10 protein-coding genes and 4 pseudogenes are annotated in these 14,568 nt (G+C 56.3%); 6 read left to right on the top strand and 8 right to left on the bottom strand.

Going from position 1 to position 14,568, the window contains the following annotated elements; translation table 11 throughout:
• The first annotated feature begins 7 nt into the window (after positions 1-7).
• Both QCL65_RS08245 and arsH read left to right on the top strand, forming a co-directional pair.
• The gene (locus tag QCL65_RS08245; RefSeq protein WP_122743640.1) at positions 8-478 is read left to right on the top strand and encodes an arsenate reductase ArsC; all 471 of its coding nucleotides are present in this window, start codon (positions 8-10) and stop codon (positions 476-478) included.
• Entirely contained in the window at positions 478-1,212 is a 735-nt protein-coding gene (gene arsH, locus QCL65_RS08240; protein ID WP_122743641.1) for an arsenical resistance protein ArsH, read from the top strand. Before QCL65_RS08245 ends, arsH begins: the two co-directional genes overlap by 1 nt.
• A gap of 86 nt (positions 1,213-1,298) precedes the next feature.
• Here arsH and QCL65_RS08235 read toward each other — a convergent pair.
• From QCL65_RS08235 to tnpA, 6 genes and pseudogenes are all read right to left on the bottom strand, one after another.
• Positions 1,299-2,093 (bottom strand): annotated as a pseudogene (locus tag QCL65_RS08235) (arsenic resistance protein); the annotation flags it as partial.
• 175 nt (positions 2,094-2,268) lie between these two features.
• Entirely contained in the window at positions 2,269-2,985 is a 717-nt protein-coding gene (locus tag QCL65_RS08230; protein WP_407316739.1) for a methyl-accepting chemotaxis protein, read from the bottom strand.
• Between the two features lie 159 nt (positions 2,986-3,144).
• A pseudogene (locus QCL65_RS08225) lies at positions 3,145-3,399 on the bottom strand (HAMP domain-containing protein); the annotation flags it as partial.
• Between the two features lie 1,192 nt (positions 3,400-4,591).
• Positions 4,592-6,118 carry an IS66-like element ISPsy43 family transposase gene (locus tag QCL65_RS08220; protein ID WP_407315745.1) on the bottom strand — a complete coding sequence of 509 codons (1,527 nt, stop codon included), beginning with the start codon at positions 6,116-6,118 and terminating at the stop codon, positions 4,592-4,594.
• A gap of 83 nt (positions 6,119-6,201) precedes the next feature.
• Complete coding sequence (gene tnpB, locus QCL65_RS08215) at positions 6,202-6,537, bottom strand: IS66 family insertion sequence element accessory protein TnpB (protein ID WP_004409766.1); 336 nt, start codon at positions 6,535-6,537, stop codon at positions 6,202-6,204.
• Entirely contained in the window at positions 6,534-6,866 is a 333-nt protein-coding gene (gene tnpA / locus QCL65_RS08210) for an IS66-like element accessory protein TnpA (protein ID WP_003317539.1), read from the bottom strand. Before tnpA ends, tnpB begins: the two co-directional genes overlap by 4 nt.
• Positions 6,867-6,967: 101 nt before the next feature.
• Between tnpA and QCL65_RS08205 the strand changes: the two are divergent.
• Positions 6,968-7,156: pseudogene (locus QCL65_RS08205) on the top strand (IS3 family transposase); the annotation flags it as partial.
• Positions 7,157-7,302: 146 nt separating this feature from the next.
• Here the strand turns inward: QCL65_RS08205 and QCL65_RS08200 are convergent.
• Entirely contained in the window at positions 7,303-7,785 is a 483-nt protein-coding gene (locus QCL65_RS08200; protein WP_134723313.1) for an inovirus-type Gp2 protein, read from the bottom strand.
• Between QCL65_RS08200 and QCL65_RS08195 the strand changes: the two are divergent.
• Positions 7,724-8,434: pseudogene (locus QCL65_RS08195) on the top strand (aldehyde dehydrogenase family protein); the annotation flags it as partial. The gene QCL65_RS08200 and the pseudogene QCL65_RS08195 overlap by 62 nt on opposite strands.
• Before the next feature lie 244 nt (positions 8,435-8,678).
• Here QCL65_RS08195 and QCL65_RS08190 read toward each other — a convergent pair.
• On the bottom strand, positions 8,679-9,320 hold the full coding sequence (locus tag QCL65_RS08190; protein ID WP_407315744.1) for a demethoxyubiquinone hydroxylase family protein: 642 nt from the start codon (positions 9,318-9,320) through the stop codon (positions 8,679-8,681).
• A gap of 1,446 nt (positions 9,321-10,766) precedes the next feature.
• On the opposite strand from QCL65_RS08190, the gene QCL65_RS08185 reads away from it, so the two are divergent.
• Complete coding sequence (locus QCL65_RS08185; protein ID WP_134723314.1) at positions 10,767-13,763, top strand: molybdopterin cofactor-binding domain-containing protein; 2,997 nt, start codon at positions 10,767-10,769, stop codon at positions 13,761-13,763.
• On the top strand, positions 13,760-14,566 hold the full coding sequence (locus tag QCL65_RS08180) for a xanthine dehydrogenase family protein subunit M (protein ID WP_134723315.1): 807 nt from the start codon (positions 13,760-13,762) through the stop codon (positions 14,564-14,566). The genes QCL65_RS08185 and QCL65_RS08180 overlap by 4 nt, the downstream gene beginning before the upstream one ends.
• Positions 14,567-14,568 lie beyond the last annotated feature (2 nt).

Here is a 14,568-nt window from a genome sequence, read left to right as displayed (position 1 = left end):
GCCACCGATGAAAATCCTTTTCATGTGTACCGCCAATAGCTGTCGGAGTGTGCTTTCTGAAGCGCTGTTCAACCACTTGGCCCCTGAAGGCGTCACAGCAGTGAGCTCCGGCAGCTTTCCGAGCGGACGACTCAATGCACAGGCGGTCAGTACCCTCCAAGCGCTCGGCATCGATACGTCAGGGCTACATAGCAAGGGCTCGGAGAGCTTCCAGGGCAATCCGCCTGACGTTGTGATCACCGTCTGTGACAAGGCTGGAGGCGAGCCCTGCCCCGTCTATTTTGGCCCTGCTATCAAGAGTCATTGGGGGTTGTCTGATCCCTCGGATGTCGTTGGTAGCGATGAGGAAAAGCAGGCAGCCTTTGAGGGTACCGTGGCAACTATCCAGAACCGATTTACGGCCTTCTTTGCTTTGGATTTGGATGCGCTCAGTTCAACAGAGCTTAAGCATGCGTTGGACAGGATTGGAGCGCTGTAATGATCGAGCCTACATCCGAATATCCGGAAGACTTCCCCAGCCTGGACCTAACCCTGCTCGATGTGCCTACGCCTGAGAAGCTTGGCCAGGGTATGCAGCCCGATCACAAGCCTCGCATCCTGTTGCTCTATGGATCCACCCGTGAGCGCTCGTTCAGTCGGTTGCTGACTCAAGAGGCAGCGCAACTCCTGAATCTCATGGGCGCAGAGACGGCCATCTTCGACCCTTCAGGTCTGCCGTTACCTGATGATGCACCCGTGGAACATCCAAAAGTCCAGGAACTGCGCGACCTGGTGCTGTGGTCTGAGGGTCAGGTGTGGTGTGCGCCGGAACGGCATGGGTCGATGTCGGCCGTGTTCAAGGCGCAGATCGATTGGATACCCTTGGCCATGGGCGCGGTACGGCCCTCGCAAGGCAAGACGTTGGCCGTGATGCAGGTATGCGGCGGATCCCAGTCATTCAATACGGTCAATCAGCTTCGTATCCTGGGCCGCTGGATGCGCATGGTCACGATCCCGAATCAATCCTCGGTACCCAAAGCCTTCCTTGAATTTGACGAAGCCGGGCGCATGAAGCCGTCTGCCTACTACGATCGGGTAGTGGACGTGATGGAGGAACTGGTGAAATTCACGTTGTTGGTACGAGGTCGAGAGAGTTACCTGGTAGACCGCTATTCGGAGCGCAAGGAGGACGCCGAGGCCCTTTCCAAACGGGTGAACCAGCGGTCTATTTAGTTAACCTTGAGCTTACAAGCCTGTTAGCGCATTGCGCTAACAGGGCCAACGAGCAGCTACGGCGTGGGAGGATGAGTCATCGGCTCCTAAATTTTGCGCCACACCAACGCAGGAATGGCTCGGATATAGATCAGCTCGCTTATCAACTCAATCAACGTTTGAGTAATGACCGCAGCTGCAGCTAGCCCTCTGATTTCTTCGGGTAAAGCCAACGCTAGAGGTAAAACGACTAATGAATTGCGTGTCGAGCTACTGAATGCAACTGATCTGGCAGTGATAGCTGGCAATTTGAATGCTCGCGCAACCAGCGCACCCACCAGTGGAGCCAGGAGCATGAAGCCGATGTAGACAGGAATCACAGGTAGCAGCTTATCTATATCTCTGACCACTGCCGAAATCTGCGAGCCAATCACTACCACTAGCACAGCAGCCATAGCCGGCACAGGCATCCAAGCCCATGCGCTATTCCAGCCGTCAACAAAGCGCGACCGCTTCGCCCCGGCAGCCGTTGCTATCGCCAAAACCAAAGGCAGGGCGATCAGCACCACAAAGGCCTCAATGAATGGTCCGATGGATATGACTACTGCAGAGTCGTCGCCCAGCATGAAGGCAAGGTACAGCGGCAGTAGCACAAGCTGGAGCAAAAGTAGCAATGGAGTGGCTGCAAGGATCAGTTTGGAATCGCCCTTCCCGATATGGGTAAACACCACCACATAATCGATACAAGGCGTCAGCAGAACCAGCAAAGCACCTACCAAAATCGCGGGATGATTGCTTAGTCCCGTAGTCAACGCCCAGACCAACAAGGGAATGGCTAGGAAATTCGCGGTCAGCAGCGCCGCCATGAAGCGCTTATTGGCCAGCCCATCCCGGAGATCCAAGGTAACCGTCCGGGCAAGTCATCTAGCGTAGCTGGCTCTATTGTTTTACGAGATTGCGCAACGATGAAGCTCAGCCCTCAATGTCGATCAGGGACTGCCGGGCATCATCACCCCAGTCAGACCCGATCAAAGCACTTTCTCGTGCTATCAACAATTGAAACGCTTGAGATTCCTTTCAAGCGTTGCTGGATAACTTAAACTTGCCGACTACGCTGCGAAGTTCCTTAGCGAGCAATGAAAGCTCGTCAGCCGTTACGGCATTGTCCTCTACGCCTTCCATGACGATTAAGCTGCTGTTTCGAATGCCGATGACGTTGCGATTGATATCCTCTGAGACCGAATGTTGCTGCACCGCCGCACTTGCAATCTGAGTGTTCATGCCCACAATTCCGTCTACCGCTTCATTGATCTGGTTCAGGCTGCCAGACGCTTGGCTCGCTGCCTGAATGCATTCCCTAGCTCGGGTTTGCCCAGCTTTCATCTGTTGAACAGCGGCATCAGTAGCGCCTTGCAACTGTTGGATGATCCGTCGAATTTCTTCTGTGGAGTTTTGTGTGCGCGAGGCCAGAGTCCGCACTTCGTCAGCCACGACCGCGAAACCACGGCCTTGCTCGCCAGCTCGCGCCGCCTCGATGGCCGCGTTAAGGGCCAGCAGGTTAGTCTGATCCGCGATGGTACTGATGACCTCGATGACACCACCGATTTCTTTGCTGTGTGTCGCTAACGCTTCGACTTTGCTTGCACTGAGCTCCACTTCGTTGGCCAACGCCTCAATAGCGGCACTTGTTTCAATCATAACTTTCAAGCCGTCGTTAGACGCACTGCTTGCAGATTCAGCGGCACGTGCTGCGCCCTCGGTATTCTGGGCCACGTCGGCAACGCTCGCGGTCATTTCGTTGATGGCAGTAGCAACCTGCTCGGTTTCAGCCTGTTGTGAGTTCATTGAGGCTTTGGCTTGGCCTATGGAGATCTCTAGTCGCTTTGCCGCATCTGAGACTGAATGCGAGCTACGCTCCACCTGGCTCAGTGAGCCAGAGAAGGCCGTTACCATGCGGTTAAGTCCCTCGCCTACATCACCGATTTCATCGTGGCTGTTGATTCGGACGCGCGCGCTCAGATCGCCTTGAGCAATACGTGCCGTCACAGCTAGGAGCTCATCAACCCCAATCCGCAGAGCCTTGTAGATGCCGACGAACGCATAGAGCAGCAGTATCGCAATGGCGATAAATAGCTCAGTGCCGAAAGTACGCTCATTACTCAGTGTATTCAGACGCTCATCAATTCGAATTCGCAGCGATTCCTGCATCTGATCCTGAGCTTTGTAAAACTGAGCAACGACGGCGTTTCCACGCTCGCCCAAGGTGTTGGCATTCACGTTTGAGCGCTTGCTCGGATCAAGGTAGTCCACCAGGTCTTTACGCAGATTTTCCAGGTCGGTAATGGCTGTTGTTACAGACGGCTGAACTACACCAGATAATTTCGGCTCTTCTCGGCGAAGCAGGGAAAGGCTCTGCTGCAACTCTTGACGCATTAGCAGCTCCTGTTTCAACAAAGTCTGGGCAAAAATACGAGTGGTGTCGTCCAGAGGACGGTCAGCGCTAAAACCGCTGGCCAGACCGCGAATCTGTCCGACCAGATTTATTTGCCGAGGCAGACGTATAGAGCTTAGATCGATGAGGTACAACGAACCTGCATCTTCGTCCAAAATCATGCCGGAAGTGGCCGTAATGTAGTAAACGAAATTCATTAGGTCGGTTAACTGGTCGTTCCACGCGGAAAAGATCACCAAAGGTGCTTCGCCTGCTTTGGCGCGTTCAACCAGCTGCACACTAGCGGTACGCAACGTCTGAACTCGGTCTGTCGTTGCCAGTTGGGTGCTAAATTTTGCGTCCTGCGCAGCAAGAGTCGCATAGGCATCGTTAAGCTTTTCAGCATTGCGTGCTGCATTGGCTACTGCGTTGGTGTCACCGCTGAGCATGCCGTGTGTCAGCGCCCTCTGAATCATGGTTAGACGCAGGATAGGGGTGACGTCCAACAAGTATTGTTGACCCACCTGTTCATGCTTGATGCCCGTGATGCTCGTGTTCAGTGAAAGCATCGCCCGGGTGCCTAGCAGGAGCAGAGGAATCAGGACAATAAATCCCAAAATTGCGAATTTCATGGGGAATCGAACACGGTTGGTAACGAACAGGGCAGGCGCTAATAAATTCATCGGGTTCTCGATCACTCAAGGTCTGTGAGTGCTTTCTTAGGCGTTAAAAAGTGCCCATCTCTCATTTATGGTTATGAGGTAATGAAAGCATTCCAAGAGATCTTCCTCAAAAGCCGCTTACTCTCCTTTGTTACAGGATCGAATTGCCGCGCTTCTCTTGGTACGAAAACTATCGGCTGAACCGGGCGAAGCTGTAGGGAGGAATGCATGGATAACCAGCATAAAGGCTAAGTAGACCGGTAATGGCACCAGTTGGAGGTGCGTCCGGGCATCCCGTCTTGCGCAACTAAACCGGTCGCCACCTATGCGGTAGTAGCTCCGCAATCTCACTTGCCCGCTGCGTCGGCAGGCGCGTGAGGACGTCCTTCAAATAAGCATACGGATCATGGCCGTTGAGTCGCGCCGATTGGATCAAACTCATGATCGCCGCTGCACGTTTACCGCTGCGTAACGATCCCGCGAACAGCCAGTTCGAACGCCCAAGAGCCCACGGCCGGATTTGATTCTCGCACCAGTTATTATCGATGGGCACGGCACCGTCATCGAGATAGCGCGTCAGCGCTATCCAGCGTTTGAGACTGTAATCCAGCGCCTTGGCGATGGCCGAACCCTCAGGCACAAGCTGTCTTTGGGCGATCATCCAGGTATGAAGTGCGTCGGCGATTGGCGCTGCTTTTTCCTGCCGTATTCGCTGCCGATCACCCGGCTCCAGCTCTCGGACTTCTCGTTCAGCTTCGTACAAGGCCGCGATGTAGTTCAGCGCTTTTTCGGCGACCTCGCTCTTGTTGGTCACGTGCAAGTCGAAGAACTTCCGGCGGGCATGGGCCATGCAGCCGATCTCCGTAACGCCCAGTTCAAAGCCTGCCTTGTAGCCGGCAAAGTCATCGCAGACCAGCTTGCCGTTCCAACTGCCCAAGAAGGCTCGGGCATGTTCGCCAGCGCGGCTCGGGCTGAAGTCGTAAACGACCGCCGCCAGGTTGGAGAACTGACTGGTGGCATAGGCCCAGACGTAAGCGCGATGAGTTTTTTTCGCACCAGGCGTCAGCATTTGTACCGGCGTCTCGTCGGCGTGAACGACGTCGTGCGTCAGCACGGCTTCGCGCAGCGCATCAACCAGCGGCTGTAATTGCACGCCGCAGTTGCCCACCCACTGCGCCAAGGTCGAACGGGCGATGGGCAGCCCGGCGCGGCCGAAGATTTTCTCTTGGCGATACAGCGGCAGATGGTCGGCAAACTTGGCCACCATGATGTGGGCCAGCAGGCCTGCGGTCGGGACGCCTTTGTCGATGACGTGCGCCGGTACCGGCGCCTGGATCAGTGTTTCGCACTGTTCGCAGGCCCACTTTCCACGGATGTGGCGTTCGACTGTGAACACGCCGGGCGTGTAGTCGAGCTTTTCGCTGGCGTCTTCGCCGATGCGCTTGAGTGCGCAGCCGCACTGGCAGTGGCTGTTGTCCGGTTCGTGATGGATCAGTGTGCGAGGAAACTGCGGTGGCAGCGGTGCGCGCTTGGGTTGCTGGCGCACTTTGGCTTCGACAGGTGCCGGTTGCAGCGCCTCAAACTCGGCTTCGATAGCGGCGATATCCGTATCGATCAAGTCGTCGAGCAGGCTGGCTTGATCCGGGCTCAACTGCTCGCTGCGCTTGGCAAACTTGAAGCGTTTGAGCAGCGCGATCTCGTGGGCCAGCTTCTCGTTGACCGATTTGTGATGAGTGATTTGCTTGTCCATCGTCTCGACGCGCTGGATCAACTGCGCCGCCAAGGCACGCAGTTCTTCAGGGTTTAATTGATCGAGATTCGGATGCGAAGTCATGCCGCCGATTTTGCCAGAGAGGGCTAGTGGCGGCGATAGACTGATGGGCCAATTGCGCTGGCAAGCAGGCCATGGCAGGCGAATTAGAGCACCGTGATGGCTGCTCCGGAACCGACGCGTTGCCAAGGCAAGCCGAGCACCAAGGCTTGAAGTTGCTCTGCATCCAACTCGACTTCAGAGCCGTGCCGCACGCCCGGCCAAAAAAAACGTCCTTGATTCAAGCGCCGGGCAGCAAGCCAAATCCCCAAGCCATCATGCACCAGCACTTTCATGCGATTGGCACGACGGTTGGCAAACAGATAAGCACAGTGCGGCTTCGCCGCACCGAACACCGCCACGACCCGCGCCAGCGCAGTTTCAGTGCCTGCGCGCATGTCCATGGGCTCGGTGGCAAGCCAGATGGAGTCGATGCGGATCATCGCAGCAGGTCTCGCAGGAAAGCAGAACACGCCGCTGCATTTTCTGCCGGCCAACTCACCACGACTACGCCTTTTGAATGCGGCACTTCGATTCGGATCGTTGCAGGAAGGGCCTGATGCATCGGCACCGGCGGCGATGTCTTGACCGGGATGAAGGCGGTTTGAAGTGTCAGGTTTTTCTGTGCATGCACCCGAATCCATTTATGGACGAGGTTTGCATTGAGGTTGTGGGTCAAGGCGACATTGGCAATTGAAGTGTCAGGTTGGGCGCACTCAGCAATGACCTGGGCCTTGAAGGACTTGGAATAGGAACGGCGTTCTTGTGGCATGGGCGTCCGCTTAAAAAGGCTAAAAATGGTGTCCACCTATATTTGGGTGGACACCATCGCCTCAAGCGACGGTGTCAGGAAGGTGTGTTGCCCGGACGGTTACCTTTTTCCAGCTTTTGAAGCGGGAGCGAATCCGACGAAAGATCTACACAACGCGCGAAGACGCCCGAAGTGATATTTTCGATTACATCGAAATTTTATATAACCCTAAACGCTGGCACAGCAGTGCTATGCTGCTGTCTCCAGTAGAGTATGAAAAACGCTATTTTCTGAGCTTGGAGAGTGTCTAGAAAATCCGGGACTATTCAGACCTCATCTATTTATCTGTAAACAGTGGATTGCTAAAGTTTTTCATGATAGATGCTTATTCCTTAATTGAATACTCTATTACCAGATCCGCCGCGACAAGTATTGCTGGCGTAGTGACTCTTACCAACTAATGAAGGCACTGGATGCTACATCCGTGGGTCATCAAGTCCTTACGAGCGAGGCTATAACCAATGTTACGAGCTCCATCCTGCACTTTAGAATACTCTTTAGAGAGGTATTGCATCGCCCCCAGCACCTGCTTATACCCATTGTCGTTGATGATGTCGTACTGCCCTCCCCGAGAGAAGCTGACCAGTCCCCTGTACGCATCAGGATTCAGTCTCAAGGCACTTGCCCAAGCACCTTGGATGCAGCGTGCTAGGTTATCGTCATTGGAATTCAAGTCGCCTACACCGCGATAAGCATCGCGATTAACAACGACCATGAGATGATAGTGAGGTCGTTTACTCACAGGACCGAATTCCCTTACCCATACCAGTCGCACATCTGTAGGATGCGCTCTCTTGCCCCCCTTACTGGCTCTTGCACGCGAACATACGTTGAACGCACTGGTAGGTGCCGGTTTCGGTGCAGCCGGGCAGCGCTGCATGGCCACCTCGGTAATTGTCCTGGTCGGCGAAGCGCGCACCTGGTTGCCTGATATCAAAGAATTGGCTCTGAAACTGACAGTGAACGCCGGCTCTGAACCCGTTACCGATGTCGGCCCGGTGATTTCAAAGCGTGCCAAACAGCGAATCCTCGGTTTGATCGAAAGCGGGGTCCGCCAAGGTGCGAAGCTGGAACTCGATGGCCGTGAGATCAGCGTTCCAGGTTTCGAAGAAGGTAATTTCATCGGACCCACTTTGTTTTCGGGTGTCACTACCGACATGGATATTTACACCCAGGAGATTTTCGGACCGGTTCTCGTCGTCCTGGAAGTTGACAGCTTGGACGAGGCCATCGCCCTGGTGAATGCAAATCCGTTTGGCAACGGTGTGGGGTTGTTTACCCAAAGCGGCGCCGCAGCCCGCAAATTCCAGAGCGAGATCGATGTCGGCCAAGTGGGTATCAACATTCCGATTCCGGTACCCGTACCGTCGTTCAGCTTCACAGGTTCACGCGGTTCGAAACTCGGTGACCTTGGTCCCTATGGCAAGCAGGTCATTCAGTTCTATACGCAGACCAAAACCATTACAAGCAGATGGTTTGATGACAAAAGCGTAAGCGAAGGGGTTAATACTACGATAACGTTGAAGTGACATATGATGCCCGGCTCAATGCTGGGCATTTGCATTGATAACTCCTCTAGGGTGACTGCATAAGTTTCATAAGACCCTCTCTGTTTGGATATCCTTATTTATTTCGTTGAGAGAGATGTACTCGCTGGTCTATCTAACCTTGGAAGTCTAGCAATCACCCTTTCAACGTTTGCTTCCGGCCAGAAGCAGTCGTTTATTTGTCTAAAAGACTGCGGCAGTGAAACGGGATAATTACACATGCGTCCTAAGAACGCATACCCATCCAGATTACCGCCTCAGTCCATGCAGTCACCATCGGTGTCAGTACCCTGAACCAGGGATCGCGCACATCAATCTGCGCTGCGGAGTGGTCATGATGATGCTGCTCCTCCTCCACAATCGAAGTAATGGCCGCCACCGCGGGGAGATTGATATCGGCCAGCACTTGAAGTTGATGAGCCAGGTGCTTGAGCACCACACTCTCAACTGCGACGGTAGTAGCAACAACAGCTTTGCGGCCACAGATGCCAGTAACCAGACCCAACGCCAGACCGCCGATGCCACACAACCAATAACTACGGCAGCGGGGATAACTGCGACGTTGCAGCTCTTCCTGAAAAACCGTCCGATGGCGGCGCTCGTGGGAGAGGAACTCCTTGAGTTCATCCACCATGCCCGGGACGAAAAGCCGGGCCATAAACAGCTGTCCGCTGTAGATACAGATCGCGCCATGCTCGCCCGCATGGTCGACTTTCATCATGCGGTTGCCGAGGTCTTCGCCCTTAGCCGTGTAGTCTGGTGAATTCACATTGAGATTTCTTGTTCGAGGGGCTTGGTCATCGGGCCGGTCCTTGCTCTTGAGCCGGCATCGTGCTGTAACACCAAGCAGATAAGCAAGTGAGTTCACAGGGCGGCCCCTCACCCTCGTCGATTTGGCCGATCTTTAAGCGGCTGAGTGACCGCTTTGGGTCGAAAGCTGCCTGCCACGAATGGCAGCTGGAGTCGATCGCGCTCTATAACGGCAGGCATAATTCGACCCTGAGATGCCCTTCGCGAAAGTCAGCTGCCGGCCAAAAGCGGCCATTCGACTTGGTTTCCGTTCTGATTGAAATACCATCGGTCTCAGCAGGTGCCCATGTATAGGCATGGCACCCGGAGGCCATCATGTTCGTCTCATCATTGAAGACCGATGTGACTACAGCTACCCTATTCCGTATAGGCATAGATATCCGGGCTAGATAACGCCTTCTTTTTCCGTCCACCACCACTAAATGTTACAACTCGGATAGCCTAACTATCATTTTATAAGCGTCTTCACGAGCAATGGGGATTACTGATCGATGAAGGATGATTCCTTCAATCAAAGCGTCTAGCGCGACTGCTGACAAAGGGGAGAAATAGAGTTCGAGTGAAACTCTGATTTCGAGCATCCAGTCTCTCATAACATTCTTCATGACAGGGTTACGGCCCGCAAAAATATAGAGTTCGCAAGTCAGTTGGATCGTTCTAGTGCCGAATGTGGATCTTTCAAAGATTACATCCACTATCGCATGGCAAGCGTCGTCTTTAGTCTTTGCTTTTCGAATTGCTGCTGCAAATCGAGTAGATACGCATTGAGCCAACAGCTGAAATGCCTCTAGCAGCAGCTCCTGCATGCTCGGAAAATAGTGTGTAAGTGAACCGAGAGGCACGCCCGACAGTTCGGAAATTTTTCGGTACGTTGTGCATGCAACCCCGTCCGCTATGGGTCGATAGCGGTCCTTTGGAAGACCATCTTCGCTGCTCAGGATCACGCTTCTAGCTTTCCAGCCAGCGCCCATAGAGTTTATTCATCAAACAAATAGGGTGACTCTGAAGTCATCCGATGGATGCATTGGCCGTAAACGACGTCACGCCCTACGCCACACCGGTGATTGCCACAGCAGATGCAATCCCTGTTTTTTCCTGGGATCCGCCTTTGACGAACATGGTTTCGGGATTGGTCTGGCAGCGAGCCTGCTCATGTCGCAACTGGTCCAGTGGCCAACCCGCCCTGCATCGATCTAATGTCGTTCCGTTTTGACCGTTTCAGCGCTGAATGCCCAGGCGGTGCGCAACGCCGTGAAGATTGCGCCTGACTGAGACCTGTTCCCTGGCATTTTCAAGCTACACAAACCGACTACATCTGCAGATGGGAGGTTCGCGGCCCTTATTAGTTGGTCAGCTGTCCTTAAATCAGACTCCAGGGCAATTTTTCCGACTCCGGCGCAGAACTCCATCAGCCAAGGCAAGGAAAAACCTGTGCCCTTCTCTCACACTCGGCCCCAGAGCAATCGCGTGAATAGCGCGAAGCATAAAAACAAGAGCCGAAAACATGAACAGTCATCCGCATGATAGCCAGACCAGCACAGGCCATATCGGTGCCCGGCAGGCCCGCGTCGAAGACGCCGCGCTGCTGCGTGGTTTGGGCCGTTTCGCCGACGATGCCGCCATTGCGCCCGGCACGCTGCATGCCGCCATCGTTCGCTCCCCCCATGCCCATGCGCGTATTACGTCCATTGATTTCGCCAAAGCCCTGACAATGAAAGGCGTTCACGGCGTGCTGGTCGGCGAAGACGTCAAACGCTGGGCGCTACCGTTTCCTGTAGGCGTGCGGCAACCCATGGAGCACTGGTGTATCGCAGTCGACAAGGTGCGTTACGTTGGCGAACCGGTCGCGGTGGTGATTGCCGAAAACCGCTATCTGGCCGAAGACGCCATCGAAGCCGTACGCATCGACTACGAGCCATTGCCGCCGATCATCGATCCCGAGGCCGCGACTGAAGAACAAGCGCCCGTGCTCCATGAAGCGGTCGGCAGCAACGTAGTCAACGAGCGTCATTTCCGTTACGGCGAACCCGAGCAGGCCTTTGAGTCCGCACCCCACCGGGTCTCGATCAAGGTCCAGTACCCGCGCAACTCCTGCACGCCGATCGAATGCTATGTGGTGCTCGCGCAGTTCGAACGAACCACTGGCGTGTACGACGTCATGGCCAACTTTCAAGGCCCCTATGCACTGCATACCGTGATGGCCCGTGCCCTGAACGTTCCCGGTAACCGGCTGCGGCTGCGGACCCCGAAAGATTCCGGCGGCAGTTTCGGGATCAAACAAGGGGTATTCCCTTACGTGGTCATGATGGGCCTGGCGGCACGCAAGGTCGGCGCTCCGGTGAAGTGGGTCGAGGACCGGCTGGAACATTTGCAAGGCGCGTCATCGGCAACCAATCGCGTCACCGAAATCGAAGCGGCGGTGGATGCCGACGGGCTGGTCACGGCGTTGCGTTATGACCAGATCGACGACTGCGGCGCCTACTTGCGCGCCCCGGAGCCCGCCACGTTTTATCGCATGCACGGCAATCTGACCGGGGCCTATGCCATCCGCAATCTGCTGGTGCGCAACCGCGTGGTGTTGACCAACAAGACCCCAACCGGCCTCAACCGTGGCTTTGGCGGGCCGCAGGTGTATTTCGCCCTCGAACGGCTGATGCAGCATATCGCAGTGCAGCTCAAGCTTGATCCGCTGCAAGTGATTCGCCGCAATCTGGTCCCCGCCGATGCCTTCCCTTACCGGGCCGCAGCTGGTGCCCTGCTCGACTCCGGCAACTATCAGGCGAGTATTGCCCTGGCCGTCAATGATGGCGGGCTGGCAGATCTGCTCCAGCGCCGTGACAAGGCGCGAGCCGAAGGACGGATTTATGGGATCGGCTATACCGCCGTGATCGAACCGTCGATCTCCAACATGGGTTACATCACCACGGCCATGAGCGTGGAGGAACGTGCCAAGGCCGGGCCGAAAAACGGCGCGGTGAGCACCGCCACGGTCACGGTCGGCCCTTTGGGTGATGTCACCGTGCATGTCTCGTCGACGCCTCAGGGTCAGGGTCACCAGACCGCTGTCGCTCAGGTTGTGGCTGAGGTGCTGGGCGTGGCGCTGGAATCGATCATCGTCAACGTTGAGCTCGATACCCAGAAAGACGCCTGGTCGATTGCCTCCGGCAACTATTCCAGCCGCTTTGCCGGTGCGGTCGCCGGGGTGGTGTATCAGGCCGCCATCAAGATCCGCGACCGATTGGCCAATCTGGCCGCCGTACAACTCAAGGTCGAGGCTCGAGACGTGCGTTTCGCTGGCGGTAAGGTTTTTGTCATCGATGGGCCGTCGGCACCCTTTCACCGAATCGCCGGCGCCGCCCACTGGGCACCGGGACTATTGCCTGAAGGTGAATCCGGTGGCATGCGGGAGACCGCCTTCTGGTCGCCGCAGCAACTCACCGCCCCGGACGATGCCGACCTGGTCAACAGCTCCTTGTGCTACGGCTTTGTATTCGATATCTGCGCCTTGGAAATCGATCCGATCACCGGTGCCGTTCACATCGACCGCTACGTCACCAGCCATGACGCAGGCCGCATGCTCAACCCAGACCTGGTCGACGGGCAGATTCGTGGCGGCTTTACCCAGGGGCTGGGCGCAGCATTGATGGAAGAATTCGCCTATGGCGCGGACGGCAGCTTTCTCTCCGGCACCTTTGCCGACTACTTGGTACCCACCGCGCCAGAAGTGATCGAACCGATGATTCTGCACATGGAAACCCCCTCGCCCTTTACTCCGCTGGGAGCCAAAGGTGTGGGTGAAGGCAACAACATGAGCACCCCGGTGTGTATCGCCAATGCCGTGGCTGACGCGCTGGGCCGTTCCGATATCCGTCTGCCGCTGACACCATCGCGGGTACGGACCCTGATCGGCATTGACGAGCCGCCACGGCCCGCTGGCATGGAGCAGGACGACAGCTTCCCGGCCGAGCCAGCCGGCGGTTCGGCCCTGCGCGCCAACGATTCGGTGGTGATACCGGCCACGCCGCAGCAGGTGTTCGACACCCTGCTGGATCCACAAACCCTCAAGGCGATCATTCCTGGCTGCCATGACCTCGAGCTCGAAGGTGAGAACCGCTACAGGGCCGACGTAACAGTGGGCGTGGGCATGATCCGGGCCCGCTTCGAAGCCAAAGTTGCGCTCAGTGATCTGGACCCGCCGCATTCGCTCCGTCTGTCAGGCTCGGGCAATAGCTCCATGGGCTCGGCCATCGGCCACGCCAAGGTGCGTTTCGTCGAGCTGGATAACGGCCACACACGCCTGGAATACCACTATCAGGTATCGGTCAGTGGCAAGGTCGCAGCGGTCGGCGGACGCATGCTGCAAGGTGCCTCAAAAGTGATCATCGGCCAGATATTCACTCGCCTCTCCCAGCGCGTCACCGGCCAGGCCATCAGCGAAGGCTGGTGGACCCGCGTGAAAGCCAGCCTCGCCGCCCTCCTCGGTAAAGGAGGTGCGCAATGAAAGCCGCTGCCTTTGATTATGTGCGTGCCAGCAGCCGCGGCGAAGTACTCGACCTGCTGGCCGAGTATGGCCAGGAAGCCCGAATCATCGCCGGCGGTCAGTCACTGATGGCCGTGCTGAACATGCGCCTGGCGCAGCCGAAACTGTTGATCGACATCAACCATGTGGCTGACCTGAATTTCATCGAGCGGCGCCAGGATTGCCTCGCGGTGGGTGCCGCCGTGCGTCAGGTGCAGTTGCTGGAGCGCCCGAGCCTGATGGATGAAGTGCCGCTGCTGGCGAAAGCGATGCCTTGGATCGGGCATTTCCAGACCCGCAATCGCGGCACAGTCTGTGGCTCGGTGGCGCACGCCGACCCCAGCGCCGAATTGCCGTTGTGCCTGGTCACTCTGGGCGGCGAAGTCATCCTGCAATCGAAAAAACGCCAGCGCACGGTCAAGGCGGCGGATTTCTTCCAGGGGATTCTCACCACCGACAAACAGCCCGATGAGTTGGTGGTTGAGGTTCGTTTCCCCCTCATGCGCGAAGGCATCACCTATCGCTTCCAGGAAATCGCCATGCGCCACGGCGACTTTGCCATGGTCGCCCTGGCCGCAGCGATCGGCGATGAACAAGTCGAGTTCGGCATCGGCGGCGTCAGCGATCGGCCGCAACATCGGCACCTGACACGCGGCGCCAGCCTCAAAGACGCCCTCAATGAAGTGGCCTGGTCGCTGGACGCCCAGGACGATGTACACGCCAGTGCCGCCTATCGTCGGCAACTGGTTCGCGAACTGGGGCTGCGCCTCATAGAAGGAGCCTGATC

It is taken from the genome of Pseudomonas sp. nanlin1 (assembly GCF_045571515.1).
Taxonomy (GTDB): Bacteria; Pseudomonadota; Gammaproteobacteria; order Pseudomonadales; family Pseudomonadaceae; genus Aquipseudomonas.
The sequence above is the reverse complement of the archived record's forward strand: the minus strand, read 5'-3'. Positions and strand labels throughout refer to the sequence as shown.

What these genes read in the sequence shown, in the direction of transcription:
- QCL65_RS08200 (WP_134723313.1), bottom strand. Translation starts at nt 7,785, where the DNA reads ATGCAGCGCTGCCCGGCTGCACCGAAACCGGCACCTACCAGTGCGTTC.
- QCL65_RS08245 (WP_122743640.1), top strand. Translation starts at nt 8, where the DNA reads ATGAAAATCCTTTTCATGTGTACCGCCAATAGCTGTCGGAGTGTGCTT.
- arsH (WP_122743641.1), top strand. Translation starts at nt 478, where the DNA reads ATGATCGAGCCTACATCCGAATATCCGGAAGACTTCCCCAGCCTGGAC.
- QCL65_RS08230 (WP_407316739.1), bottom strand. Translation starts at nt 2,985, where the DNA reads ATGACCGCGAGCGTTGCCGACGTGGCCCAGAATACCGAGGGCGCAGCA.
- QCL65_RS08220 (WP_407315745.1), bottom strand. Translation starts at nt 6,118, where the DNA reads ATGACTTCGCATCCGAATCTCGATCAATTAAACCCTGAAGAACTGCGT.
- tnpB (WP_004409766.1), bottom strand. Translation starts at nt 6,537, where the DNA reads ATGATCCGCATCGACTCCATCTGGCTTGCCACCGAGCCCATGGACATG.
- QCL65_RS08185 (WP_134723314.1), top strand. Translation starts at nt 10,767, where the DNA reads ATGAACAGTCATCCGCATGATAGCCAGACCAGCACAGGCCATATCGGT.
- tnpA (WP_003317539.1), bottom strand. Translation starts at nt 6,866, where the DNA reads ATGCCACAAGAACGCCGTTCCTATTCCAAGTCCTTCAAGGCCCAGGTC.
- QCL65_RS08180 (WP_134723315.1), top strand. Translation starts at nt 13,760, where the DNA reads ATGAAAGCCGCTGCCTTTGATTATGTGCGTGCCAGCAGCCGCGGCGAA.